Genomic DNA, 25,967 nt, shown 5'->3' on the forward strand with positions numbered 1-25,967 from the left:
CAACGCTTCACTTCACATAGAACGGGTCGGCAGCGGAGGCGATCTCGCCGCCGCCGAAACGCATGGTCAGGGCGGCCTTCACGGTGAGGCCGGCGCTCGGCAGGAAGTTCTCATACTGGGTGTATTGCTCGTCCAGCAGGTTCTCCACAGACAGCCGCCACAGTGTGTTCGCGTTCGGCTGGTAGCCGGCATAGACGCTGACGAGGTTGAAGCTGCCCGTCGGCTCCAGCTCGGTGTTGTAAGCCGGGATGTCGGAAGCCTTGACGGCGGCCACGGCGGTCCAGCGCACGGCGACCGTCAGCTTTTCCTCCAGGAAGCGGAAGCCGAGCGTTGTCGTGACCTGGTCCGGCTGGATGCTCCCCAGCGGCTGCCCGGCATAAAGGCCCGCCGTGACCTCGCCTTCCGAGATCTGGCCGGAAAGGCCGACGAACCATTTGCGCGCATCATAAGTGCCCTCGAACTCGAAGCCCTTCAGCCGCACTTCCTGGATGTTCTGGTACTGCACATAGCCTGCCACGCCCCAATCATAGGGGAAGCAGGTGGTCGGCCGGCCGGGAATGGGACAGATCGTGCCCGTGGAATCGCCGAAACTCACGTCATCGATATAGTTCTCCACATCGTTCTGGTAGTAGTTCAGCTTGGCGCGCAGCCTGTCGCCGGTGACGAACAGGTCGTCCTTCTTGATGTTGATGCCGACTTCCTTGTTCTTGCCGATTTCCGCCTCAAGGCCGGGATTGGGCACGAAGTAGAACATCGTGCCGCCGGTGTTGAACGGCAGGGGGTGGGGGCCGGAGACCAGCGCCTCGGTCACGGTGGGGGCGCGGTAGCCCTCGGCATAGGTGCCGTAGAGGGTCAGCCACGACCAGGGGGTGACGCCGAGGGTGAATTTCGGCGAGAGCCGTTCGCCGCTGGTGCCGCCATCGTCGGAATTCAGCGAATAGGCGTCGTAGCGCAGCGCGGCGATAGCCTCCAGCCAGGTGGAATAATTGCCCTTCCACTGCACGAAGGCGCCGCCGACGCCGCGATCGCCCGAGGGGTTGTAGCCCTCGCCGAAGCCGTAATCGTCGGTATTGTCGATCTCGTCTTGGAAATAGTCGCCGCCGAAGGTGATGGCGTTGTTCCAGCCGGCGGCATCGAAGCGGCTGGTATTGTTGGCGTCGAAGCCCACCGTGTCGATGACGAAGCTGCGCGGATCGCCCACCGCGCCGGTGATCGGGTTGGAAGAACCGGAAACCTTCACCTGGTCCTGGTCGACCTGGTTCCAATAGACCGAGCTGCGCCAGTCGAACAGATTGTCCTCGGGGTTCTGGTAGTTCCAGCTCGCCGTCACCGTGCGGTTGGTCGCCTGGGTGCTGTAGGAGGTGGCGCCATTGGCGTCGGCGCTGGTGGTGAACTGTGTGTCGTAGTTCAGCGCGGTCAGCTTGATCTCGTGGAACTCGACGGGTCGGAAGGTCGCCTTGGCGATGCCGGTCCAGGTGTCGAAGCCGCTGTCGGGCACCACGTCGCCATTGCCGTCATGGTAATTGTCGGCGTTGCGATAGGTGCCGCCGATGAACAGGTCGACATTCTGGCCGACCTTCGCCGCGCCGAGCACCGAGCCATAGCCCATGAAGCCATTGCCGGCGGTCTCGCCGGTGGCCTCGACGCCCCAGCTCTGGCCGGGGGCGATGATGTCCTCGGCGTCCTTGGTCCGCATGGTGACGACGCCGCCAATGGCGCCCGAACCGTAGATGTTCGACACCGGGCCGCGCACCACGTCGACATCGGCGATGAGGCCGGGCTCGACGAAGAAGCCGCCGGCGCCGGCATGGCCGAGCTGGTTGAAGTTCTGCCGCGCGCCGTCGACGATCACCGCCACGCGGCCGAAATCCTGCAGGCCGCGAATATTGATCTGCGTCTGGCTGGTATTGGCGTTCTGGATCGCGGTGGTGCCGGGCATGCCCTGGAACAGATCCGCCGTGCGCTCGGGCATCAGCGTTTCCAGCTGCGCCGAGCGGCGCACGGTGACGCCCGCCAGCGTGTCGATCCAGTTTTCGGCGGTGCGGGTGGCGACGACGGTGATGGGGTCGAGCTCGACGAACTCGTCCGTCTCGACCACGGCGGCGCTGGAGGCCGGGGCTTGCGCGGCCGCCTCCTGCGCCATTGCCGGCGCGGCGGCCAGCAAGGCGAGCCAGGAGACGCCCAACCCTGCCGTCCGTGCGACTGTCGAGAGACGGGGAGAGCCCCGGTCGGTCTTGCGCATCTGTGTCCATCCCCGAATCGCGCGTCCGCCGGACGACACGATTTTCCCCGGCGGGCACCGGGCGCCCGCATCCCTGTCCGGCTGGTACCGAACGTTGAGTTGATTTCGAGGGGGGAGGGTTAATTTAAGTAAATACTTGAGTCAAATCACGTATCTATTCGATTTATATAAGTTAAAAAGAGGATATGTATTTATAGTAGTTCCAGGTGGCGGGCAGTTTGTTGTGATTAAAAGAGGGGGCATCCATTATATTTGTAATAATTATAATCTATGACCTGCAAACTCGCGCCGCGTACCGCATGGGTGGGCAGGATGCGAGGAAATGTGCGGTTTCTGCGGCCTACGTGCGCGCCGCCGCCGCGCGTTTATTTTCCGAGGCCTGCCGAAGGCCGCGCCGGCCGGCACGCGCCGAGGGGGACGCCGGCGAGGGCGCGTCCGCCCCCGCGCCGATCGGGGCATCGTCGTTGGCGAGGTGGCCCGGGCTCGCCGCTTCGACGAATCACGGGTGGGGTGTGTGCCCGGGCGGGGGGCGCCGGCTTCGTGCCGCCGGCTTCGCAGAAGCCGCGCTTACCTCACCGCAGCGACAGCCAGATGGTCTTGGTCTGCAGATACCGGTCCATCGCCTCGGTGCCGTTGTCGCGTGCCGTCGAGCCCGAGGGCTTGTAGCCGCCGAAGGGCGTGGTCACATTGCCTTCGCTGAAGCCGTTGATCGCCACGGTGCCGCAGGGCAGCCTCTTGGCGAGGTGGAAGGCCTTGTCGATGTCCCGGGTGAAGAGGGTGGCGTGCAGGCCGTCATCGGTGTCGCGCGCCAACGCCTCGTCGACGCGGTTGACCGGAATGACACCAAGCACCGGCCCGAAGATCGCCTCGCGGGCGACGCGCATGGAAGGGTCGACATTGTCGAACACGGTGGGGTCGACGAAGGCGCCACGGCGGTGCATCCCGGTGGCATCCATACCGAGCTCAGTCGGCACATGACCTCGGAGGACATGGATGCGCTGGTCGCCTCCATCAATGCCGCGCATGCCGCGGCCGGCCTGCGCGCCCGGCAATTTTCGGCCGCGCCTGTCGTTCGTGGCGGGGGTGAGGCGTGGAGCGCGCCGATCCGATCCAGGAGCTCGTCGGAAAAAAAAACGACATCTGCGCCGGCCAGCAGGCCGGCGCGTTGCTCCCTTGTGGGGTGGCGATGATCGCGGCGGAGGGGGGGATGCGAGACGACGAAGGCAAGCGCCAGGTGCATCAGCGAGATGCCGGCGCCTTCCGCCAACGCAATCAACGCCTCGACGGCGCTCAGGCTCCAGGCCATCACGCCCATGCCATAGCGTTGGCACGTCGGTAACACTGCGCCTCCACGATATCGGATGCGGGAACGGTCGAGGCGCCGAACGCTCGAAGCGTGCCCGCCCGCATGAGGTCGCTTTCGCGGTAGCGGCCGTGCCGGTTCGTGGAGAAGGTGGAGTGGTTCGGCACCGCGCTTTCCAAACCGAGCTGGCAGAACCAGCGATAGGCGAGGTTGAGGTGAACCTCTTCCAATCCCCACGGACCCGCAGCTTCGCCGATGGTTCTCTATTCAGCGACAGCGCCGCCGCCGCCCTGCCATCAAACCGCAGCTGATGTTCATTCATCGAAGGCGAGCTGAACCTTCAGAGTATGTTCGGGATGCTGCTCGACGAGATCGAAGGCGGCGCGTGCCTCCCGCGCGGGGAAGGCCTGGGTGATCATGCGCGCCGGCTTCAGCGCGCCGCTCTCCAGCCAGCTGACAACCTCGGGAATGAACCGGCGGTTCAGCCGCGAGCCGACCAGCGTCAGTTCCTTGCGCACGATTTCCTGCTGGCTGACATTGCACGGGGCCGGCGAGAAGCCGAGCAGGCCGATGCGCCCGGCCGGCGCGGCGATGCGGCAGGCCTCTTCCAGCAGAGCGGGAATACCCGCGCCGTCGATGATGACGGAGGGGCCGAGACCATCGAGCTCGCCCGCGACCGCCTCGCCGACGGAACGCTCCCTTGAATGAACGACCAGATCGGCGCCGAACTCGCGTGCCCTGTCGAGGCGGTCGGTATCGATGTCCGCCACGATGCAGCGGGCGCCGCGCATCTTCGCGACCTGTAGAACGGTGATGCCGACCGTGCCGGCGCCGTAGACGAGGACGACGTCGTCCTTTGTGCACGCGGTGCGCCAGAGCACATTTGCCGCCACCGCCAGCGGTTCGGCAAGGGCGGCGACATCGAAGCCGAGCGAAGGCGAGATCTTTACCGCATTGGCCTCGGGCACGATGGCGACCGAGCGGAATCCGCCGTCGCGATGGACGCCAATGACCTGCAGTTTCGCGCAGACATTGGAGCGACCGGTGCGGCAGGGATGGCAATGGCCGCAGGAGATGACGGGGTCGGCCACGACATGATCGCCGATGGCAAGATGCGACACCCCCGCGCCGAGCGCCGACACCACGCCGGCGAACTCATGGCCGATGATACGTGGATAGGTCACGAACGGGTTCGACCCGTGGAGAATGTGCATGTCCGAGCCGCAGATGCCAGCGCGGCGCACCGAGATGGCGACTTCCCCCGGCCCCGGCGCGGTTGCCTCGCGCCTATCGACGAGGAGGGAATGGGGTTCGCGGACCGAGATCGTGACCATAAGGATGATCCTGTTGAGGAATGACGCGATCGAGCCGCCTCAGCGGCTGGCCGCCTCCAGTGCCGAGAGATGGATAGCGACCCGCTGGCGCCAGTCGGTGGAGGTCACGAGCTCCCGCGGGAACAGGCCGGGCAGCGCGAAGAAGGGCGCTGATCCTCCCTCCGATGCTGCCCTGGCAAGCTCGGCCGCCCGCGGGTCGTTGACCGGTCCCATGCGGCTGACATAGGCGAGCCAGAGTGCGGTCACATAGGCGAAGGCGTCGGCGTCACCGCCGTTCGCCAGTGCCTCGACCGCCGGTGCGAAGACCCGCTGCGGCAGCTTCTGCGTGCCATCCATGGCGATCTGCACTGTGCGATGGGCAATCGCCGGATTGGCGAAGCGGGCAACAAGCTGCGCGCGATAGACGGCGAGGTCGATGTCCGGCACCGGGTCCAGCGTCGCGGCGGCCGCCTCCATATGCGCGCGCACCCGCGCCACATGCTCGGGCACCGCCATCACATCGCGCACATGGTCAAGACCGTGGAGCTGGCCGAGATAGGCGATGAGCGAATGCGAACCGTTGAGCAGCCGCAGTTTCATCTTCTCATAGGGCTCGACATCGGCGACGAACAGCGCCCCGCCGGCCTCCCAGGCTGGCCGGCCGTCGACGAAATCCTCCTCGATCACCCATTGGCTGAACGCTTCGGTTTCCAGTGCCAGCGTATCCTGCGCACCGATGAGGACGGCGGCGCGGGCACGGGTCTCGTCGGTCGCGGCCGGCACGATGCGATCGACCATGCTGGATGGAAAGCGCCCCTTCTCGGCGATCCATGTGGCGAGCGGGGCGTCGCGGCGCTCGGCCATGTCCAGTACGAGGCGGCGCACGAGGCGGCCATTGGCGGGAAGATTGTCGCAGCACAGCACGGTGAAGGGCGGCCGTTGGGCGGCGTAGCGGCGCGCCAGAGCTTCGACAAGGATACCGATCGCGCCGGTCGGTGTGTCCGGCGTGGCGAGGTCGGCTGCGACCGCCGGGTGCGCCGGGTCGAGCCTGCCGGTGGATGGATCGAACCCATACGCCTTCTCGCTGACGGTCAAGGTGACGATGCGGATGGCCGGATTGGTCAGCAGCGCCAGCAGGCGTTCGCGCTCCTGCGTCGCCGCCAGGGCGTCGATTTCGGAACCGACGACGCGGGCGCTGTCCTCGTCGCCATCGCGGGTAATGACGCTGTAGAGGCCACCCTGCGCGCGCAGGTCCTGGGCGATGGCGGTGGAGCGCAGGCTCACCCCGACGATGCCCCATGGACCGAACTCCATGGCCAGAGCGGCATCGGTATAGATGGCCTGATGGGCACGGTGGAAGGCGCCGATGCCGATATGGACAATGCCCGGCGTCAACGCCGCACGGTCATAGGCCGGGCGCAAGACATGCGCCGGCAGCACCGTTTTGGGGGAGAGGCGTTCCATGGGTCACGCGACGCCGAAGGCGGGGTGGGAAAGCGTGTGCTCAATGCCGCGCAATTCGGCGAGGCCCTTGAGCCGGCCAATGGCGGGATAGCCGGGCTGGGCGCCGCGCGTCAGGTCATCGAGGATTTCCTGCCCATGGTCGGGACGCATGAAAATCTGATGATCGACCCGCCCCTCGGCCTTGCGCCGCCGCTCCTCGGCGAGAAGGGCGGCGATGACGGCGACCATGTCTGTGCCGCCTTCCAGATGCCTGTCTTCGAAGAAGGAGCAGGGAAAGCCATCCGTCTCGCGCCGCACATTGCGCAGATGAACGAAATGGATGCGCGAGGCCAGCCGTTTTGCAATGGCGGGAAGGTCGTTGTCTGGCCGCGCGCCCAATGAGCCGGTGCAGAACGTTACGCCATTGGCCGGGCTGTCCACCCCATCGAGCATGTCGCGATAATCGGCTTCGGTGGACAGGATGCGCGGCAGGCCGAGCAGCGGCCAGGGCGGATCGTCGCCATGAGCGCAGAGCCGCATGCCGAGTTCTTCGGCCACCGGCACCACCTCGGCGAGGAAGTCCTTGAGATTCTTGCGCAGCCGGTTGGCGTCAATCGCGGCGTAGCGCGCGAGTGCCTCGCGCAGCTCGGCGAGGCTGTAACCGTCCGACGAACCCGGTAGGCCGGCGCCGATGTTGCGTGCGAGGGCTGCCTTCTTGACGTCGCTGAAAGCCAGGAAACGCCCACGTGCCTCGTCGAACAGTGCTGCCGGATAGTCCTGCGCAGCGCCGGGGCGCGCCAGCAGGAACAGGTCGAAGGCGACGAAATCGACAAGGTCGAAGCGCATGGCGCGGGCACCGTCGGCCGCTTCCCAGCGCAGATCGGTGCGGGTCCAGTCCAGCACCGGCATGAAATTGTAGCAGACGGTGAAGATGCCCGCCTCAGCGAGCCGGCGCAGGCTTTCCTGCCAGGCAATGATGTGCGCACGCCACGCGCCGGTCTGGGTCTTGATGCTCTCGGAGACCGGGATGCTCTCCACCAGTTCCCATTCGAGCCCGCCCGCCCGCACCTCGGCCTGGCGCCTGGCGATCTCGTGTGCGGTCCAGGCGGTGCCGGTCGGGACATGATGCAGCGCGCTGACGATGCCCTGCGCGCCGGCCTGCGCGGCGTCGCGCACGCTCACCTTGTCGATGGGGCCGAACCAGCGCCATGTGTGTCGCATAGAAATATCCTCGAATGGCTTTCGGTTCAGGACGTGGGCGCGCCGACGACCGCGATGGCGCGCAGCGGCGCCCCCGAGCCGCCGCGAATGGGCAGCGGCAGGGTGACGAGAAAGGCGAAGGGCGGCAGCTCGCCGAGCCGGGCGAAGTTCTCGCCGATCAGCACGCCCGCCCCGAGCAGCCGGCGATGGGCGGGAAACTCCGTGCTGCCGAAGGCATCGAGCGACAGGCAATCCGACCCGGCGATGCGCACCTGGCGCTCGACCAGCCATCCGGCCGCCGCCTCCGACAGGCCGGGCCAGTCCGCGAGAAAGGCGACGTGCGGCGCGGGCTCGGTCCAGTGCGCATCCCAGCCGAAATGGAAGAACACCGCGTCGCCGGGGCGGATGGCCCCATGACGGGTCTCGAAATCAAGGATCGTCTCGATACCGATGGCGTGGCGCGGGGCCACCTTGCTGCAGTCAATAGTCGCCATGCGGCCGAAGAAGCGCAGCGGCTCGATCTGGTCGATGGCGGCGCCGTCACGCACGAAATGCAACGGCGCGTCGAAATGCGTGCCGGAATGCTCGCTCATGCACAGCGCGTGATTGCAGGCGACGTCACCGCGGTCATAGCTCTCGATGAGTTCCTGAGTGAAGCGCGGATGCGTCGGCCACACCGGCATGTCCGGCGCCAGCGGATGGGTGAGGTCGACAAGCCGGACCTGCGGCGAGCGGAACAGCGCGGCGAGGGCGTCGAGGTCCATCATCTCACCCCGCCTTCGGGCGCGGCACGATCGCCACGATCAGGATGATGAGGGCACCGGTAAGCAGGAAGCGAATGCCGGCCTGCATCTGGAAGGTGTTGAGCATCGTCGCCATGAGATTGAAGAACAGCGCCGCGCCCCAGATGCCGATGGCGTTGGCCTGCCCACCGGCGACGCTGGTGCCCCCGAGCACCACCACGGCGATGGATTCCAGCAGATAGGTGTCGCCCATATTGAGCGCCGCACCGCCCGAAAAGCCGGACAGCAGGAAGCCGGCCAGACCGGCGGACATGCCGCACAGCGTATAGGCGACCAGCCGCACCCGCCCGACGGAAATGCCCGCCAGCCGCGCCGCGCGCTCGCTCTGCCCGACGGCCAGCAGCTGCCGGCCGCCAACGCCGCGCTTCAGCACCAGGACGGCGAGCAGGGTGAGCCCCATGACCGCCACTGGCAGCACGCGGATGCCGCCTATCGACCAGAGGGTGAATTCGGAGAGCGCGGCCGGCGGCTTTAGCGTCGCCTCGCCGCCGAGGTTGAAGGCGAAGGACTGGAACACGAAGCTCCATGCCAGCGTCGCGATGATCGGCGGCAGGCGCAGGGCGGTGATGGCGAGATAATTGAGCATGCCCGCCACCGCGCCCACCGCGACAGCGAGCAGGAGCCCCGGCAGCACCATCGCGTCGGAGCCGCCCATAATGCTCATCGAGGCATAGGCCGCCAGTGTCAGCACCGAGGGCATGGACAGGTCGATATTGCCGGGACCGGAAGCGATGACCAGCATCTGCCCGGTGCCGACCACCACGCTGAAGGCGGCGAAGACCAGCGCCGAGGAGAGCGTCGGAATGGCGCTGCCGGTGCCCGAATAGCAGATGGTCGCCACCCACATGACCAGCGCGACGAGGAAGCCGTAGCTCCAGGGGGCGAGACGCAGGCTCATGAGCGGTGTTCCGAGAACAGGATGCGGCCGGCAAGCACGAGGAACAGGATCGCCCCCTGCGCGCCGATCTGCCAGGTCGGCGGCACCTGCAGGAAGCTCAGCAGCGAGCCGGCCAGCGCCAGCGTTAGCGCGCCGATCACCGTGCCGACGGGCGAGACGATGCCGCCCGTGAAGGCGCCGCCCCCGAGGATCACCGCGCCGACGCCGAGAAGCGTGTAGGCGGGCGCTACATTTGGATCGCCTGACGTGGTGAGGCCGGTCAGGGTGAGTCCGGCGAGACAGGCGAGGGCGCCTGCGGCGGCATAGACCGCGCAGCGGATCGTCCGCACCGACCAGCCCGCACGCTCGACGGCGCGGGGATTTGCACCCGCCCCGCGCAGCACCGCGCCATAGGAGGAGCGCGAGATGACGAGGTGGCCGATGAGTGCGGTGAGAAGAGCTATGAGCACAGGCAGCGGCACGAAAGGCGGCTTCCAGCTCATGAACGCCACCAGCCAGCGCGGCGCCGTCCCGCCGGGACCCGGCATCAGCGTCACGGCCGCTCCCAGCCAGATGAACGACATGCCCAGCGTCACGATGATCGAGGGCAGCTGCCGCACATGGATGAGCAGTCCCACCCCGGCATAGACCGCGATGCTGGCGGCAAGGATGACGAGCGCGAGCAGCGGCGCTTCATCGAGGTAGAGCGCCGCCACGCAGGTGACGAAGCCGACGAAGCTGCCGATCGACAGATCGATGTCGCCCAGCATGATGACCAGCATCTGCGCGAGCGCGGCGAACATCAGCGGCACGGCGAATTTGAACAGCAGCGTGAAGCCGAAATAGCTCATCGCCGAGGGGCGGATCCAGAAGATCACCGCCAGCATGGCGATCAACGTCGCTGCCGGCAGGCCGATCTGCAGCGCGGAGCCCAGAGCGGAGGTAAGGCGGGGGCGCCGCTGAAGGGCCGTATCAGCCATGGGAGGCTCCCGTTTGCGCGCCGCCGAAGGAGGCTTCCAGGATGCGGGCATGGTTGATCTGCGCGCCGGGGATCTCCTCCACGACGCGGCCCTCGCGGAAGACGTAGAGCCGGCCGCAATTGCTCAGTTCGTCCATCTCGGTCGTGTACCAGACGAAGCTGCGGCCCTTGTCGGCCTCGGCGCGGATGAGGGCGTAGACCTCCTGCTTGGTGCCGACATCGACGCCGCGCATCGGGTCGTCGAGCAGCACCACCTGCGCGTCGGAGGCGAGCGCGCGGGCGAACAGCACCTTCTGCTGGTTGCCCCCGCTCAGCGACAGGATCGGTGTGTCGACATCCGGCGCCTTCACCTTCAGCCGCGCCGCCCATTGCTCGGCCAGCGCCCGTGCCGCCCCCGGGACGACGAAGCCGCCGCGCTGCAAGGCCTTGAGGCTGCGGATGGTCAGATTGTCCGCGATCGACCACAGCGGAAACACGCCCTCCGCGCCGCGATCTCCGGCGACATAGGCCACCGGCACATCCGAGGTCGCGGCATAGATGGCGCGCAGGCGGTCGCGCTGGCCGTGGCCGTCGAGCCCGGCAAAGCCGATGATCTCGCCGCGCCGGACACAAATGGGGCGGTCGGCCCCGTCGCGGCCGGGATGGTCGACGACGATCGCACCATCTGCGGCCGGACCGATGGCGCGGCCTGTCCCGCCATGGGCCTCGATGCTCCCCATCATGGCGACAAGATCGGAACGGGTGAGACCGGCGGCCGGACGGTCCGCCACTGCCGCGCCGTCCATCATCACGGTGACGCGATCGCTGACCGCGAGGATTTCGTTGAGGCGATGGGTGATGAGGATGCAGGCAATGCCGTCAGCCGCCGCCTTGCGGATATGGGCAAGGAGCTGCTCCGTCGGCGTGTGTCCGAGCGCGGAGGTCGGCTCGTCGAGGATGACGCCGCGCACCGGGACGCTGGTCTGCGTGAAGGCGCGGGCAATCTCCACCATCTGCCGCTCGCCAATGGCGAGTTCGGCCACCTTGCGGTCGGGGTCGATGCCGTGGCCGGGGAAGATGTCATCGAGCGCCGCCGTTATGAGCGCGCGCGCCCGGCGCCGCCAGCCCAAGCCCCTGAGGCTCGCATGGATGATGCGGGTGTTCTCGGTGGCCGAGAGGTTGGCGCAGAGCGACAGTTCCTGGAAGATGCAACGCAGGCCGCAAGCCTGCGCCTCGCGCGCGCCCCAGGCGCCGATCTCGGCGCCGTCGTAGCAGAAGGCGCCGGAGCTGCGCTGCACCGTGCCCGCCAGCACGTTCATCAGTGTCGACTTGCCGGCGCCGTTGTGACCGACCAGACCGACCACCTCGCCCGGCGCCAGCACGAAATCGACGCCGACCAGCGCCCGCACCGCGCCATAATGCTTGGCGACGGCACGGGTCGCGATCAGCGGCACCGGGGAGGCCGCGCCTGGGCGCGGCTCCCGGTTGGCGGACGGGATGGCACGCATCGGGTTCAACGCCTCACTTCGGCGCGGGAACCATGGGAAGCGGCGCCTTGGCGACATTGGCGTCGATGATCGTCGCCACCAGGTCCTGCGGGTATTCCGCATTGACCACACCGCCTTCGGGCACGGTCTTCAGCCAGGCATCGAGGTCGGGCTGGTTGATCTGCAGCAGCGGTACCTCGACGAATTTCGGCACCTGCTTGCCGGCAAGAATCTGCTGCGCGACCCAGAAGGCGACCTGCGAGACCGAGGGCGTGGCACCCAGCGAGAAGGTCTCGTAGCCCGTGGCGTCATGCTCCTTCTTCCAGAGCGCGAGTTCGTCCTGCCGGTTACCCATGATGATGATCGGCAGCTTGCGACCCGCCGCCTTGAAGGCCTGCGCCGCGCCATAGCCGTCGCCGCCCTGGGTGAGCACGCCGTCAATCTGCGGCAGCGAGGGCAGCACGCCGGAGACTTCCTTCTGGGCGATGGTGCCGGTCCACTGGCCGTAGACTTCGCCGACCTTCTTGTAGCTGGGATGGGCGGCGAGGGCTTTGTTCACGCCCTCGTTGAGGCGCTTGTCGAAGCCGTCGCCGGCCATGCCGCGAATTTCGAGAATGTTGGCCGGCTTGTCGCCCAGCTTGGAGGCGATGAAGTCCAGCTCGGCCTTGGCGTAGGAATCGAGATTGTAGTCGACCACATAGGCGCAGGGTTCGGTGACGCCGCTGGCGAAGGCGACCACGGTGATGCCGGCGTCGCAGGCCTCCTTGATGGAGCCGTTGAGCGCGGTATCGGAACCGGCCAGCACGATGATGGCGTCATAGCCCTGCAGGATCAGGTTCTGGATCTGCGAGGCCTGCTCGGTGACGGAGTTGTTGGAGGAGACGACGGCGCTGCCGGCGATCTTGCCGTCCGCCTTGGCCTTGGCGGCTGCGGCCTCGAAACTCTTGATCATCACCTGCCGGAAGGAGTTGCCGGCGTAGGAATTGCTGAAGGCGATCTTCTTGCCGGATGTATCGCCGGTGGCGGTACCTTCCGCCGCAAAAGCACCACTCGTGAGCACCGAGCCGGCGAGCAGTGCTGCCGTCAACGCCAGAATCTTACCGTTCGACTTCGCCATTGGATGTTCCTCACCATTGTCGCGGCCCGACATTTGTCCGGGTCCGCATTCCTGCCTTGGCGGCTTGTTGTCGGTTTTGTACTCTACCATGGTAGGATGTCAATCGGCGTGATAGCGTGCTTTCGGTGAATGTGCGACAGCAGGGACGGGCCGTCTGGGAGGGGAACGATGGAAGCTAAACGTAAGCTCGGAGCCGCGATTCCCGACGTGCCTTCCTCCGGCACCTCGCCGTCCCCGGTCGCACCGGGCACGGGTGTGGGCTCTCTCGCGCCGCCGGCGATGGAGCCCGTCAATCCGCGCCTGCCCATCGCTCCGCAGATCTATGAGCGGCTGCGGCGGGCCATCACCACGCTCCTCGTGCTGCCGTCCGAAGCGCTGAGCGAGAAGGAACTCTCGCTCCAGCTCGGGGTCAGCCGCACCCCGGTGCGCGAGGCGCTGATCCGCCTCGCCGACGAAGGGCTGGTCGACATCCTGCCCCAGCGCGGCAGCTTCGTCGCGCCGATCCGGCTGCGCGATGTCGAGGAAGCCCAGTTCATTCGCGAGTCGCTGGAGGTCGCGGTGGCGTGTCGCCTGGCGGGACATTGTTCGCCGCGCTTCCTGTCGGAGCTGAGGCTCAACCTAGCCCGGCAGGAGAGCGCCGTTGCCGAAAGGGACCGCGATCTGTTCCTGGAGTTGGACGAAGCGTTCCATCGCGGGCTCTGCGAGGAGGCCGGCCTGTCCAAGAGCTGGCGTGTCATCCAGTCGGTGAAGCTGCAGATGGACCGGGTTCGCTATCTCAGCCTGCCCGAGCCCGGCCATCTCGACGTGCTGCTCGCCCAGCACCGACAGATCACGAGCGCGATCGAGAGCGGCGATTCGGACGAGGCGGGGCGGCACATGTCGGCTCACCTGAAGGAAGTGCTGGGTTCAGCCAATCTGCTGCGGCAGAAGCTGGCGCATCTGATCGAGAAGTGAGCGCGTAAGCTGGCGAGCAGGCCGCGCCCGCCAGAATCCGTTGCGGCGGCGTGAGGGCGCTCGGCCCCATCCACCACGCCACCGCCATGAGATGCGCTGCCAGCGCATGCCGAAGGCGCCGTTTGCCAGCTTCTGGCTCGGCAGGTACGGCACCGCCTGCCGGGCGGCGGGACGGGCCTCAGACGACCGAGTGTCGAGAGGCCGTGGCGGTTTGATCCGCCAAAGCCACCAGACGGCTGCTCATAGCCGTGCGCGTCTGCAGCCTGCCGCCCGCCGCGACGCTCAAGGCAGGTCCGGACAGATCTTCCAGTCGCGCAGCTTGTACACCGTGCCGGGACGCGGCCGGGGTGTGTCGCCGCCCTCGCGCAGGCGACGCTTGAAGCTGTGGATGGGGGTGGCGAGATCATCCACGCGAACCTCGACGACGGACGGGCCGTCATAAGCGAAGGCCGCATCCAGCGCGGCGCCGAGTTCGTCCGGCTTCTCGACATAGATCCCCATCAGCCCCAGTCCGGTTGCGGCGGCGGCGAAGTTGGGATGGCAGCTCTGGCTCTCCAGCAGAGCCGACTGCACGTTCTTGAAGAAGATGTCCTGCCAGAGCTGGATCCAGCCGAGCCGTCCATTGTTCAGCACGACGTTGACCACTTTCTGGTTGCGCTGGGCCTGCGTCGCCAGCTCACCGATCGTGTAGGAGAACGCCCCGTCGCCCGCGACGGTGACGATGCGCGTGCCGGGCAGCGTCTCGGCAGCACCGATCGCTGCCGGAATGGCATAGCCGAGTCCGCCCTGGCCGCGTGCATAGAGCACGGAGCGCCCGGCCCGCGTGGTCGGGATATAGTTGGCGATCCAGCCCGCTGAAAAGCTCGCATCCGAGACGACGATATCGCTCGACTCGAGCCGGGCGGCCACCTCGTCCATGACGCGTGCCGGGTGGAGGGGAAGCTGCTCGCTCTCGATCTCGCTGCGCTTCTGGCGCTCGCCTTCGGCCTTCACCTCGGCGATGCGCGCCGCCCATTCCGGGCGGGTTTGCGGAGGGAGAGCCGCGTTCAGCAAGGTCAGCGCCTCGCGCACATCGCTGAACATCGCCACCGTGGGCAGGAAGGTGCGGCCATGCTCGTTCGGATCGATGTCGATGGTGATGGTCGCCTGCTCGGGCAGCGGCAGCGTCCAGTTCAGCGCGGTGTTCTGGCTGGCCTTGGAGCCGCACCAGATAATGAGATCGGCCTCCTTGATCAGCTCGATCGCGGCCCAGGACCCCAGCGGATTCAACGTGCCAGCGGCATAGGCCGCCGTCTCGGGAACGGAGCCCCGACCGGTGAGACTGGTCACGGCGAGCCCGCCCAGTTTCTCGGCGAAGGCGGTCGCCTCGTTACAGGCGAGCGCGCCATGCACGCCGCCGCCGAACACGACCGCCGGGCGCTGTGCCCGCTCGATCAAGGCCACCGCGTCTGCCACCGAAGAGGCCACCGGCGCCGAGCGCAGGAAGGGTGCCTGTATCGCCCGCTTGTCGATGCCGATCTTGATCTCGTCCTCGTTCCACTCGGCGTCGAAGATGTCATGCGGAATGATCAACGCCACCGGGCCGGGGCGCGGCGAGGTGGCGACGCGGAAGGCGGTGCGGATCAGATCCGGCAGGGCGGCCTTGGAGGGGACCAGCCAGCTGTCCTTGGTGATGGTCTTGAAGAAGGAAAGCTGGTCGAAGCCCTGGCTCGCGATGCCCTTGTCCTTCAGCGACAGCCAGTCGAGCGGCAGCTCGCCAACAATGCCGATCATCGGCACGGAGGCGTTCAGCGCTTCGATGAAGCCGGCCGGCAGGAGATTGGCACCAGGCCCCACAGTGACATCGCAGACGCCGGGCTTGCCGGTGAGCCGCGCATAGGCGTCGGCCGCGTAGGCGGCGTTGCGTTCGTCCCGCATCAGCACGTGGCGGATACGGTCGGTGCGGCGGGAAATGCCGTCATGCAGCGCCGTGGTCTGCCCGCCGGGCATGCCGAACACGAGCTCTACACCGTACTGGGCGAGCATCTCCGCGACCAGATCACCCATATGGGCCATGGAAGTCTCCTTGGGATCGACAGTGAGGATGCGCGCTTGCCGAAGGGCTCCAGGGCGCATGCGGGCAGATGCCGCCTGTGTTTTGGCATAATTCAATGATGGGTGACGTATGTCAATATCATATTTCAAGTTCTCTTGGCATATGACATGATGCATATCAGTGAGGCGCCGGTCGCAGGACCGGTGCGGCGAACGGGGCGGAGGGATCCAGGGGCACATGGCGAAGCGGGCGGAGCGCAACGGCGTGGCGCGGCACGAGGGGGATGCGACGCAATTCGCGCTCGATCCGGTGCTGACCGCAGCCTGGCTGTATTACGAGGAGGGGCTGAAGCAGGACGAGATCGCCGCGCGTTTCGGCATCTCCCGCGCCACGGTGTTCAATCTCCTGCAGAAGGCGCGGGACGAGGGAGCGGTGAGCGTCTCGATTGATGTCGCCCGGATCGGGGCGCTGCGCCTTGCCCAGAGGCTGTGCCAGGCCACCGGCGTCGCCGAGTGCTACATCGTCCCGGCCATCGGCAATGACCGCCCGGTGACTGAGCGCATTGGGGCGCTCGGTGCCCGTGTGCTGGAACGGCGCATAACGCCGCAGAGCGTCCTCGGTGTGGCGTGGGGGCGAACGGTCATGGCGCTCTCGCAGACGCTCGCCGCGCTCCATTTGCCCGGCACCAGCATCGCGCAGATCACCGGCAGCGCCATCGGCACCTATGATTTCTCGCCCGAGCTGTGCACCTCGAACATCGCGGTGAAGGTCGGCGGGCGCTGCGTGAACATGCTGGCGCCTGGCATCGTCTCCAGCGCCGACGTGAAGCGCCTCCTGATGGCGGAGCCCATCGTTGCCCAGCATTTCGCACTGCTGCGCGGCTGCGACATTACCCTTTTCGGCGTCACCGATCTGGGCGAGGGCACGTCGCTGATGCATAGCGGCTTCATGACCGAGCCGACCTTGGCCGACTACCGCGCCCATGGCGCTGTCGGCTTCGTCTCGGGCTATTTCTTCGACAAGGAAGGGCGGCCGGTGCTGACGGACCTCGATGCCCGGCACCTGTCGATGCCACGCGAGGATTTTCTCGCCGTGCCGACACGGATTTGCGTCGGGGGAGGGCCGTCCAAGATCGCGGCGATCGCTGCCATGCTGCGCGGCGGCTATGCCAATGTGCTGGTAACGGACGAGACGACCGCACGGGCGGTTCTGGCGACCTTCGACGGACGGGCAGGCGCTATTTGACGATGAAGTGCAGTCGCGCCTGGTCGGTCCGGTACACGGCGGTGTAATATTCAACGGCCTCGTCGGTCTGCATATAGGTCACGGACTCGATCGCAATCACCGGCGAGCCGACGGGAATTTCCAGCAGTTCAGCCTGTTCCGGGGTGGCGGTGGCAGCTTCAAGCCAGCGTTCGGCGCGCTTCAGGGTGATGCCGTAGCGCCGCGACAGCGTGTCGTAGAGCGAGCGGTTGTGCATCGGCACCTGCTCGAAGCCGGGCGCGAGCCGCAGATTGATGAAGGTGTAGACCAGGATGCGCGGCTTGCCGTCCACGCTCAGCACCCGGTCGAGGGCCACCACTGGCTCGTTCGGGCCCAGCCGCAGCATTCGGCAGACCCGCTCATCCGGTGCGACCAGTTCCTGGCGCAGGATGGCGCGGCTTACCGAGTGGTTGGTGAGGTGCAACTCGCCGGAGAAGCCGATATTGGAGCCAAGGAAGCCTTGATCGTCACGCTTGGGGGCAACGAAGGCACCTTTGCCCTGCAGCTTGTAGATGACGCGCTCGGACACTAGCTGGGTCAGTGCCTCGCGCACCACGGTCCGAGACACGCCGAAGCTGTCGCACAGTTCGGCCTCGGACGGCAGGCGCGCGTTCTCCGCCAGCTTTTCGGTGACGATCAGCGTCAGCAAGGCAGACTTCACCTGCGACCAGAGCGGCAGGCTCGAGCCGTTGTCGCGCAGGCCGTTATCCCGTTCGGCCAGCGCTTTGAGCGTCGGCACCAGATTGGTCGGGGTTCGCGGCGCGCGGCGGCGTGCTTGGCTCATTGGGTCCTTCCCGGCAGATGATGCCGTGTGGCGATCACCTGCGCCGTCGCCACGACTTCCTGCGCGATGCGCTCCGCCGACCAGCCCAGCGCCTCGCCGACCACCGTGCCCAGCTCGGCGAGCGCCTCGGCCGTCGCCTGACCGAGCAGCGCGATATGTGTACGGCGAAGCACCACGTCCTCCAGCCGGACCACTCGCTCCTCGCGGGCGATGGCCGCGATTTCCTGATACGAATAGTCGGGAAGCGTCGTCAACGGAATTTCATGTTGCGCTGCAAAGTCTTCGAGCCGTTTGGACGCCAGGGTGCCGTAGCGGTCGAACAGCGTGCGCGCCCGTGCTGGCGTCAGCCCGAAGCGCTGCGAGAGGTCGGCAATGTAGCCCGCGCGATCGGCGGGCCATCCGGTGCTGCCGCCGATGGCGATGCCGGCGGTGGAGCGCCGACGCGCCAGACCGATGCGCGCGAGCACGTCGTCAGCGATCTCCTCGGCGCAGGCGCGGAACGTGGTCCATTTGCCGCCGACCAGCGACAGCACGGGGAACGGACGGTCTCCCTGGGGTGGAAAGGTGCGGATGGAGTGATCGCGGCTGATGGCGCCGGCGACCTGGTCGCTCGCCGGCAGCGGCCGGATGCCGGCATAGGTGTAAACGATCTGGCCGCGATCCAGCGTAATGGCCGGCATCGCCATCGCCATCACCTCGAACAGATAATCGATCTCGGCGTCCGAGCAGACCGTGTCGTCCGGGTCGTCGGTGCGCAGATCGGTGGTGCCGACCAGCGCATGGGTGTCGTCGAGCGGGTAGGCGAGGCAGATCCGATGGTCCGGCGTCTCGAAATAGATCATGGTGTCGGCGAGGCTTTCGACCAGGGCACGGTTGCGCACCACCAGATGTGACCCTTTGGTGCCGCCGATCAGCCGCTGATTGATGCCGAAGCTCCCATCGACCGCGTCGACATAAGCGCCTGCGCAGTTCACCACCAGCTTCGGTGTCACCGTGAAACGCTCGCCCGTGATTGTGTCGGCGAGCAGGATGCGCCCGCCGTCGCGGCCGACGACGGCGACATAGCTGGCGGCGCGCGCCGCGGGGCACATCTGCTCGGCCTGCGCCACCAGTTCAAGGCCGAGGCGCTCCGGCGCCGTGAGGCGGGCATCGTGATACTCGGCGACATAGCGCGTGGAGGAGGCCAGCGCCGGCATCTGGGCGCGGAACTCGCGCGCGGGCACCATGCGGTGGTTGGGCATGGTCTGGTCGCGGCGGTTGAACAGGTCATAGACCCGCAGGCCCAGCGCAACGACGAAGGCGCCCTTCGGCCCCGGCGTGCGCACCCAGCCGAGGAAGCGCCCCACCGAGGCCAACGCCCCACTGAAGCGATCGGCGATCGGAACGCGAACCCGGAGCGGGCGCACGAGGTGGGGCGCATCGAGGAGCAGGCGGTTGCGCTCCTCCACCGACTCGCGGACCAGCGAGAACTCACCAATCTCCAGATAGCGCAGCCCGCCATGGATCAGCCGGGAGGACGCCGAGCTGGTCGCCGAGCAAATGTCGCCCATGTCGACCAATAGCGACGGCACACCCTGGACGGCCAGATCGCGGAACACACCGACGCCGTTGATGCCGGCGCCGATGATCAGCACCTCCGGCACGGGGGAGCCGGATCCCGGGCCTGTTCGCAGGCTGTCGAGAATGGCGTCGCGGGACAACATGGCAGGCTCCATACCGACCGGATCGATGGACCGGCACCGCACGACGGACGCTCTCAGCTCCCTGTGACGGCGCACTCACTTATAGTTACAAGTTAGAACGACCACATTCGGTTCGACCTGTCAATTTGTGTATTTAGGACTGAAAATACGCTGCAATGCAGCATAAATCGACGTCATTAAGATATTGACGCGCTAAAAGTCGCGGCTATGATCAAACATGTAATTACGTGTTGAGCTTCGAAAAACGAAGCCTGCCGGTCATATCCGGCCCGGAGGACGCCATGAGGGAACGCCTGATCGGCATTGATGCCGGCGGGACGATGACGAAGGCCGCCTTGTTTGATCTTGATGGCCAAGAACTCGCCTGCGAACGCCGACCCAACCAGATGCTGTTTCCCGGGCCCGGCCACACCGAGCGCGATCCCGATCGCATGTGGCAGGCCGCCTGCGAGTCCATCGCTTCGGTGCTGGCGAACACCGGAACGTCGCCGGGCGACGTGCTGGCGGTCTCCTGCGCCGGTTATGGCAGCGGCATTTATCTGACGGATCGCAACGGCGATCCGGTGCGGCCGGGCGTGGTGTCCACCGACAGTCGCACGGCCGATCTCGTGGCGGAATGGGAAGGCAATGGGCGCGCCGGCGTCACCGCCCGGCGCATTCAGCAGCGTGTCTGGCCAGGTCAGGCCATTGCCCTGATGGCCTGGTTCTCCAAGCACGAGCCGGAGACGGTCGCACGCACCGAACGCGTCCTGTTCTGCAAGGATTTCTTGCGCGGACGGCTGTGCGGGGACTTCTCCACCGACCCCACCGATGCCGGCATCGCCGGTGCCATTGATGTCGAGACGGGCGCATACGCCCGCGAGGTGTTTCGCGATCTCGGCATTGCCTCCTGGCTGGACGTGATGCCGGAGATCGGCCCCTCGGCCGAGGTGGTGGGGAAGGTTACTCAGGCCGCGGCACGCCAGACCGGCCTGAAAGAGGGCACGCCGGTGGTGCGCGGCGTGGCCGATGTCGCGGCAGCCGCGCTTGCGTCCGGTGTGGTCACCTCCGATCGCTTGTCGATGATCGCCGGCACGTTCAGCATCAACTCCACGCTCCACGCCAGCCCGCGTCTGTCCGTCCCGCCCTTTCTGCAAATGCCCTATCCCATTGGCGGGCAGGTGCTCGCCACCGAGGGTGCGGCGACGTCCGCCTCCAATTTCGAGTGGTTCTGCCGTGAAGTCCTCGACGCCGAAGCCGCACGGGCGCTCTCGAACGGCGCCTCGGTCTACGATGTCTGCAACGATTATGTCCGCGACGCGCTCGACCGCGACAACGACATCCTGTTCCTCCCCTATTTGTTCGGCGGGCCCGGCGGGGCGCCGGCGGGCCTGCTCGGACTGAAGCGCTCCGACAAGCTGGGCGATGTGCTGCGCGGCATCTTCGAGGGCATCGCCTATGCCCATCGGGTGGATATCGAACGCCTGCTTTCGGGCTATGACGCCGCCAAGCCGACAACGATACGGCTCGCGGGCGGCGCGTCACGCAGCGCCATCTGGGCGCAGATCTTCGCCGATGTGCTCGGCCTGCCGGTGGAGGTCACCGACGGCACCGAGCTTGGCGCGCGCGGCGTGGCCATCGCCTCGGCGGTTGCCATTGGAGCCTATGGCGACTTTGAAACGGCCATCTCAAAGATGGTTCGGGTTCGCCAGCGATGGGAGCCGAATGTCGCGCAGCGCGACGTTCACTCCCGCAAATATGCCCGTTTCCTCGGCCTCACCCGCGCATTGGCGCGGGAATGGCCGCACTAGGCCAGATCGCCGGCACAGCCGTCGCATGGGTGACGCGACGTTGCGTGGCCGGAAGCGGACGCGCGCCGCGCCGGTCGCCGCCCGTCAGCTCTCTCGCAGACACGTCTCAACAATGAGGCCCCGATGTCGTTGACGCTTCAGGATATCTCGCTGACGGTGGATGGACAGCACCATCTGCGTGATATCGCCCTCACATTGGAACGTGGGACGGTGAACGTGCTGCTGGGCCCCACGCGGTCTGGCAAGACGTCGCTTATGCGGGTCATGGCGGGGCTGGACCCTGCCACCAGCGGCTTCATGACGGCGGACGGGCGCGATGTCACCGGCCTGCCGGTCAAGAAGCGCTCGGTCGCCATGGTGTACCAGCAGTTCATCAATTACCCGGCCCTCACGGTCTATGAGAACATCGCCTCGCCGCTGCGCGTACGCGGCGCCCCCAAGGCGGAGATCGACCGGCGTGTACGCGCCGCCGCCGCGCTGCTGAAGCTGGACAATCAGCTCGAGAAAACCCCGCTCAAACTGTCCGGCGGCCAGCAGCAACGGTGCGCAATCGCCCGCGCGGTGGTGCGACAGGCCGATCTGGTGCTGCTGGACGAGCCGCTGGCCAATCTCGACTACAAGCTGCGCGAGGAACTGCGCGAGGAACTCCCGCGCATCTTCGCCGAGACCAACGCCATCTTCGTCTATGCCACCACCGAACCCACCGAAGCCCTCATGCTCGGCGGCAACACGGCCTGCCTGTCCGAAGGCCGCCTGCTGCAATTCGGACCGGCGGCGCAGGTCTATCGGCGCCCGACCAGCCTCGCCGCCGCGCGGACCTTCTCCGATCCACCGATGAATGTCGCAGAGGTCATGAAGCGCAGCGGCCGGCTTGTGCTGCCGGGGGGAGCGGCGGTCGCCGCAGATGGCGCGCTGGCTCGGCTCTCGGATGGGCCGTACCAGATCGGCGTGCGAGCGCATCACTTGCGGCTGGCTCCCATGGCCGGAAGTATCAGCGTCACCGGCACCGTCGACGTCACCGAAATCACCGGCTCGGAAAGCTACATCCATATTCACGCCGACGCGCTGCGCTGGGTGGCTCTGGTCGGCGGCGTGCATGAGCTTGAGCCCGGCTCGCCCATCACCATCCACATCGATCCGGCGCAGCTCTTCGTCTTCGATACGGACGGCAATGTGGTCGTCACACCCGACAGCGCGGCAGACGGCGCCTTGCAGCGCGGGAGAGGCTGAGATGGCACAGATCGAACTCGTCGACCTCGCCCACGCCTATTGGACGCATGCGGAACCGGCGGACTACGCACTGAAGCCAATGACCACCACCTGGCGGCAGGGCGGCGCCTACGCGCTGCTCGGCCCTTCCGGCTGCGGCAAGACCACGTTACTCAACATCATCTCCGGCCTCGTGACACCTTCGCGCGGCAAGGTGCTGTTCGACGGCGTCGACGTCACCGGCCTGCCGACCGAGCGGCGTAACATCGCGCAGGTGTTCCAGTTCCCGGTCGTCTACGACACCATGACGGTGTTCGACAATCTCGCCTTTCCCCTGCGCAATCGCGGCCTCGACCGCCGCGCCGTGGAGGCGCGGGTACGGGAGATTGCCGGCCTGCTCGATCTGACGCCCGATCTCTCGCGACGCGCCCGCGGCCTCGGGGCCGACGCCAAGCAGAAGATCTCGCTGGGGCGCGGACTGGTGAGACCCGACGTGGCCGCGGTGCTGTTCGACGAGCCGCTGACCGTCATCGATCCCGCGCTGAAATGGGAGCTGCGCTCCAAGCTGAAAGCGCTGCATCGCGCCCTCGACGTCACCATGATCTACGTCACCCACGACCAGACCGAGGCGCTGACCTTCGCCGACACGGTGGTGGTGATGCATGATGGCGGCATCGTGCAGTCGGGGCGGCCGGACGAACTCTATGATCGCCCCCGGCACACCTTCGTGGGTCATTTCATCGGCTCGCCCGGGATGAACTTCATGCCCGCGCAGGTGATGGCCGCCCAAGCGCAGGTGGGCGAGGCCATGATCCCGCTGGCGCGCAGCTATCCCGCCCTGAGCGCCGGAGCGAAGCTCGCGATCGGCATCCGGCCGGAGCATCTGCGCCTGTCCGCTCATGGAGAGCACCGGGCACGGCTGGAACGCGTCGAGGATCTCGGCCGCGTGCGCTATGCCCGCCTCAATTTCGAGGGGCACAGGCTTGCCGCCCTCGTGCCGGAGGGCGAGCCGCCCCCGAGCGGGCCGGACATACGCATCGCCTTCGATCCCGCGCGCATCCACGTCTATGCCGACAATCTGCTGGTGGGTGAACCATGATTAAATCCGTCGACAATCGCGCCTGGTTTCTGGTGCTGCCAGTTTTCGCGCTGGTGGCCTTCAACGCCATCGTGCCACTGATGACGGTGGTGAACTATTCCTTCCAGGATTCCTTCGGCAACAACCAGTTCTTCTGGAACGGGCTTGGCTGGTATCAGGAACTGCTGGATCCCTCGAGCGAACTCGGCGGGCGCTTCTTCGCGGCGCTGGGGCGCTCGGCGGCCTTCTCGCTTGGCATCCTCGCCATCGAGGTGCCGCTCGGCATTCTGGTCGCGCTGTGCATGCCGCGCGACGGCGCGCAACTCGCCATCGGCCTGGTCATCATGGCGCTGCCGTTGCTCGTGCCCTGGAACGTCGTCGGCACCATCTGGCTGCTGTACACGCGGCCCGATATCGGCCTGTTCGGCTGGCTCATCAACGCGGTGGGAATCGACTTCAACGCCACGAAAAACGCGGCACAGGCCTGGTTCGTGCTCATCGCCATGGATGTGTGGCACTGGACCAGCCTTGTCGCGCTGTTGTGCTTCGCCGGCCTCAAATCGATCCCCGACGCCTACTACCAGGCGGCGCGGATCGACGGTGCCTCGCGCCTCGCCATCTTCCGCTACATCGAGCTGCCGAAGCTCGGTCGCGTGCTCATGATCGGCGTGCTGCTCCGCTTCATGGACAGCTTCATGATCTATACCGAGCCCTTCGTGGTGACGGGTGGCGGGCCCGGCAATTCCACCACTGTGCTCTCCATCGACCTCGTAAAAATTGCGCTCGGCCAGTTCGATCTCGGCAAGGCCGCAGCGATGTCGATCGTCTACACGCTCATCGTGCTCACGGTGTGCTGGGTTTTCTACACCGTCCTCGTCACCCGCGACAGCCAGACTGTCGAGCGCCCGGAGGTCCCGTCATGAGCCGCCGCATCATCTTCTACGCCTATCTCGTCTGCCTGATGCTGCCGCTCTATTGGCTGATCAACCTCTCGTTCAAGGCCAATGTCGAGATATCGACGACGATGACGCTGTGGCCCGCCGTGCCGACACTGAGCAACTACGCCGTCATCTTCACCGCGCCGGAATGGTTCGACGGTTTCCGCTTCTCGCTCACCTATGTCGCGCTCAACACCATCATTTCGATCAGCGTGGCACTGCCGGCCGCCTATGCCTTCTCGCGCTATAGCTTTCTCGGCGACAAGCATCTGTTCTTCTGGTTGCTGACCAACCGCATGGCGCCGGCGGCGGTGTTCGCCCTGCCTTACTTCAATCTCTACTCGTCGATCGGCCTGTTCGACACCGTCTGGGCGGTCGCTTTGGCGCATTGCATCTTCAACGTGCCGCTGGCGGTGTGGATCCTGGAAGGCTTCATGTCGGGCGTGCCGCGCGAGATCGACGAGACGGCGCGCATCGACGGCTATTCCTTTCCGCGCTTCTTCATCAAGATCTTCATCCCGCTGATCGCAAGCGGCATCGGCGTGGCGGCGTTCTTCTGCTTCATGTTCTCCTGGGTAGAACTGTTGCTGGCGCGCACGCTGACGAACAGCAAGGCGATCTCATCGATCATGACCCGCACGGTCTCGGCTTCCGGCATCGACTGGGGCCTGCTGGCCGCCGCCGGTGTGCTGACGCTCATTCCGGGCGCGCTGGTGATCTGGTTCGTGCGCAATCATATCGCCAAGGGCTTCGCCCTCGGGCGGGTGTGAGGAGGGTGGCATGGAAGGGTTTCTCGCGCATCTCGCGGAGAGCACGGCCTGGATGGCCTGGACGTGGCAGACCGGCCTGTTCTTCGTCGCTCTCGCCATGACGCTCACATTGATGATCGGGCTCGCCGCGGCGCGGCCCGAGGCGCCGCGCGTCGGGGTGCTGCATTTTCCGACCACGCGCGGCGACCGACTATTCCTGTCGCTGTTGGGAGCGGCCTTCATCCACCTTGGCTGGATCGCGCTCGTCGGCGGCGACGACCTTGCCTGGGCCTCCGGTCTTTCGGTGGTCTGGGCGGTGGCGGTGTTCCGCTGGGTGTGATGCCGGGCGAGGAAAGGGCTGGCATGTGCGCCCGGTGCCAGCCGAATAGAGAGAGGCGCGTTCTCCGGCTAAGGAAACGACCATGCAGAGCCTAACACGCGCCTCGATAGCGGCGCTCGCCATAGCGCTATCGACACCTCTCGCGGTACTGCCCGTCCGCGCGGACGAGGCTGCCGCCAAGAAGTGGATCGACAGCGAATTCCAGCCCTCCACGCTCTCCAAGGACGAGCAGATGCGAGAGATGGAATGGTTCATCAAGGCTGCCGAACCGTTCAAGGGCATGGAAATCAACGTCGTCTCCGAAACCATCACCACGCATGAATACGAGGCCAAGGTTCTCGCCAAGGCGTTCTCGGAGATCACCGGGATCAAGCTCACCCA

General features: G+C 66.4%; 22 protein-coding genes and 2 pseudogenes. 10 read left to right on the forward strand and 14 right to left on the reverse strand.

Annotation, left to right across the window (positions count from 1 at the left end; genetic code table 11):
- Positions 1 to 7 precede the first annotated feature (7 nt).
- Together J2S76_RS22240 and J2S76_RS22245 are read right to left on the reverse strand one after the other, a co-directional pair.
- Complete coding sequence (locus J2S76_RS22240) at positions 8 to 2,242, reverse strand: TonB-dependent hemoglobin/transferrin/lactoferrin family receptor (RefSeq protein WP_307064193.1); 2,235 nt, start codon at positions 2,240 to 2,242, stop codon at positions 8 to 10.
- Between the two features lie 572 nt (positions 2,243 to 2,814).
- On the reverse strand, positions 2,815 to 3,198 hold the full coding sequence (locus J2S76_RS22245; RefSeq protein ID WP_307064196.1) for an aldehyde dehydrogenase family protein: 384 nt from the start codon (positions 3,196 to 3,198) through the stop codon (positions 2,815 to 2,817).
- Positions 3,199 to 3,332: 134 nt separating this feature from the next.
- On the opposite strand from J2S76_RS22245, the gene J2S76_RS22250 reads away from it, so the two are divergent.
- Positions 3,333 to 3,581: a hypothetical protein gene (locus J2S76_RS22250; RefSeq protein ID WP_307064239.1), complete on the forward strand. Its 249-nt coding sequence runs from the start codon at positions 3,333 to 3,335 to the stop codon at positions 3,579 to 3,581.
- Between the two features lie 65 nt (positions 3,582 to 3,646).
- On the opposite strand, the pseudogene J2S76_RS22255 reads toward J2S76_RS22250, so the two are convergent.
- From J2S76_RS22255 to J2S76_RS22295, 9 genes and pseudogenes are all read right to left on the reverse strand, one after another.
- A pseudogene (locus J2S76_RS22255) lies at positions 3,647 to 3,772 on the reverse strand (transposase); the annotation flags it as partial.
- Positions 3,773 to 3,859: 87 nt separating this feature from the next.
- Positions 3,860 to 4,879, reverse strand: a complete 1,020-nt coding sequence (locus tag J2S76_RS22260; protein ID WP_307064199.1) for a Zn-dependent oxidoreductase — start codon at positions 4,877 to 4,879, stop codon at positions 3,860 to 3,862.
- A 39-nt stretch (positions 4,880 to 4,918) separates the two neighbouring features.
- Positions 4,919 to 6,322: a mannitol dehydrogenase family protein gene (locus J2S76_RS22265; protein ID WP_307064201.1), complete on the reverse strand. Its 1,404-nt coding sequence runs from the start codon at positions 6,320 to 6,322 to the stop codon at positions 4,919 to 4,921.
- Positions 6,323 to 6,325: 3 nt separating this feature from the next.
- Positions 6,326 to 7,522, reverse strand: a complete 1,197-nt coding sequence (gene uxuA, locus J2S76_RS22270) for a mannonate dehydratase (RefSeq protein WP_307064203.1) — start codon at positions 7,520 to 7,522, stop codon at positions 6,326 to 6,328.
- Between the two features lie 26 nt (positions 7,523 to 7,548).
- Positions 7,549 to 8,265: a cyclase family protein gene (locus J2S76_RS22275; protein ID WP_307064205.1), complete on the reverse strand. Its 717-nt coding sequence runs from the start codon at positions 8,263 to 8,265 to the stop codon at positions 7,549 to 7,551.
- A 4-nt stretch (positions 8,266 to 8,269) separates the two neighbouring features.
- The gene (locus J2S76_RS22280; RefSeq protein ID WP_307064206.1) at positions 8,270 to 9,202 is read right to left on the reverse strand and encodes an ABC transporter permease; all 933 of its coding nucleotides are present in this window, start codon (positions 9,200 to 9,202) and stop codon (positions 8,270 to 8,272) included.
- Positions 9,199 to 10,161, reverse strand: a complete 963-nt coding sequence (locus tag J2S76_RS22285) for an ABC transporter permease (RefSeq protein ID WP_307064208.1) — start codon at positions 10,159 to 10,161, stop codon at positions 9,199 to 9,201. The genes J2S76_RS22280 and J2S76_RS22285 overlap by 4 nt, the downstream gene beginning before the upstream one ends.
- Entirely contained in the window at positions 10,154 to 11,647 is a 1,494-nt protein-coding gene (locus J2S76_RS22290) for a sugar ABC transporter ATP-binding protein (RefSeq protein WP_307064210.1), read from the reverse strand. Before J2S76_RS22290 ends, J2S76_RS22285 begins: the two co-directional genes overlap by 8 nt.
- A 13-nt stretch (positions 11,648 to 11,660) precedes the next feature.
- Complete coding sequence (locus J2S76_RS22295; protein ID WP_307064212.1) at positions 11,661 to 12,743, reverse strand: ABC transporter substrate-binding protein; 1,083 nt, start codon at positions 12,741 to 12,743, stop codon at positions 11,661 to 11,663.
- A gap of 168 nt (positions 12,744 to 12,911) precedes the next feature.
- Here J2S76_RS22295 and J2S76_RS22300 point away from each other — a divergent pair, with 168 nt between their 5' ends.
- A complete protein-coding gene (locus J2S76_RS22300) occupies positions 12,912 to 13,697 on the forward strand; it encodes a GntR family transcriptional regulator (protein WP_307064215.1) in 786 nt (261 codons plus the stop codon).
- 282 nt (positions 13,698 to 13,979) lie between these two features.
- Here J2S76_RS22300 and J2S76_RS22305 read toward each other — a convergent pair whose 3' ends face one another.
- Positions 13,980 to 15,752 carry a thiamine pyrophosphate-binding protein gene (locus tag J2S76_RS22305; protein ID WP_307064218.1) on the reverse strand — a complete coding sequence of 591 codons (1,773 nt, stop codon included), beginning with the start codon at positions 15,750 to 15,752 and terminating at the stop codon, positions 13,980 to 13,982.
- 217 nt (positions 15,753 to 15,969) lie between these two features.
- Between J2S76_RS22305 and J2S76_RS22310 the strand changes: the two genes are divergently transcribed.
- Positions 15,970 to 16,977 (forward strand): sugar-binding transcriptional regulator, encoded by a 1,008-nt coding sequence (locus J2S76_RS22310; protein ID WP_307064220.1) that lies wholly within the window; start codon positions 15,970 to 15,972, stop codon positions 16,975 to 16,977.
- Here the strand turns inward: J2S76_RS22310 and J2S76_RS22315 are convergent.
- A complete protein-coding gene (locus tag J2S76_RS22315) occupies positions 16,970 to 17,779 on the reverse strand; it encodes a GntR family transcriptional regulator (protein ID WP_307064223.1) in 810 nt (269 codons plus the stop codon). The two genes, J2S76_RS22310 and J2S76_RS22315, sit on opposite strands and share 8 nt — an antisense overlap.
- The gene (locus J2S76_RS22320; protein ID WP_307064225.1) at positions 17,776 to 19,482 is read right to left on the reverse strand and encodes a glycerol-3-phosphate dehydrogenase/oxidase; all 1,707 of its coding nucleotides are present in this window, start codon (positions 19,480 to 19,482) and stop codon (positions 17,776 to 17,778) included. Before J2S76_RS22320 ends, J2S76_RS22315 begins: the two co-directional genes overlap by 4 nt.
- Positions 19,483 to 19,763: 281 nt before the next feature.
- Here J2S76_RS22320 and J2S76_RS22325 point away from each other — a divergent pair, with 281 nt between their 5' ends.
- The 7 genes and pseudogenes from J2S76_RS22325 to J2S76_RS22355 form a co-directional block, all read left to right on the forward strand.
- Positions 19,764 to 21,272 (forward strand): FGGY-family carbohydrate kinase, encoded by a 1,509-nt coding sequence (locus J2S76_RS22325; RefSeq protein WP_307064227.1) that lies wholly within the window; start codon positions 19,764 to 19,766, stop codon positions 21,270 to 21,272.
- A gap of 123 nt (positions 21,273 to 21,395) precedes the next feature.
- Positions 21,396 to 22,502, forward strand: a complete 1,107-nt coding sequence (locus tag J2S76_RS22330; protein WP_307064229.1) for an ABC transporter ATP-binding protein — start codon at positions 21,396 to 21,398, stop codon at positions 22,500 to 22,502.
- A 1-nt stretch (position 22,503) separates the two neighbouring features.
- Positions 22,504 to 23,580: an ABC transporter ATP-binding protein gene (locus tag J2S76_RS22335; protein ID WP_307064231.1), complete on the forward strand. Its 1,077-nt coding sequence runs from the start codon at positions 22,504 to 22,506 to the stop codon at positions 23,578 to 23,580.
- Entirely contained in the window at positions 23,577 to 24,482 is a 906-nt protein-coding gene (locus tag J2S76_RS22340; RefSeq protein ID WP_307064233.1) for a carbohydrate ABC transporter permease, read from the forward strand. The genes J2S76_RS22335 and J2S76_RS22340 overlap by 4 nt, the downstream gene beginning before the upstream one ends.
- On the forward strand, positions 24,479 to 25,267 hold the full coding sequence (locus tag J2S76_RS22345; RefSeq protein ID WP_307064234.1) for a carbohydrate ABC transporter permease: 789 nt from the start codon (positions 24,479 to 24,481) through the stop codon (positions 25,265 to 25,267). Before J2S76_RS22340 ends, J2S76_RS22345 begins: the two co-directional genes overlap by 4 nt.
- A gap of 10 nt (positions 25,268 to 25,277) precedes the next feature.
- A complete protein-coding gene (locus tag J2S76_RS22350) occupies positions 25,278 to 25,586 on the forward strand; it encodes a DUF2160 domain-containing protein (RefSeq protein ID WP_307064236.1) in 309 nt (102 codons plus the stop codon).
- An 82-nt stretch (positions 25,587 to 25,668) separates the two neighbouring features.
- Positions 25,669 to 25,967, forward strand: a pseudogene (locus J2S76_RS22355) (carbohydrate ABC transporter substrate-binding protein); the annotation flags it as partial.

Source organism: Ancylobacter vacuolatus (genome assembly GCF_030813595.1).
Taxonomy (GTDB): domain Bacteria; phylum Pseudomonadota; class Alphaproteobacteria; order Rhizobiales; family Xanthobacteraceae; genus Ancylobacter; species Ancylobacter vacuolatus.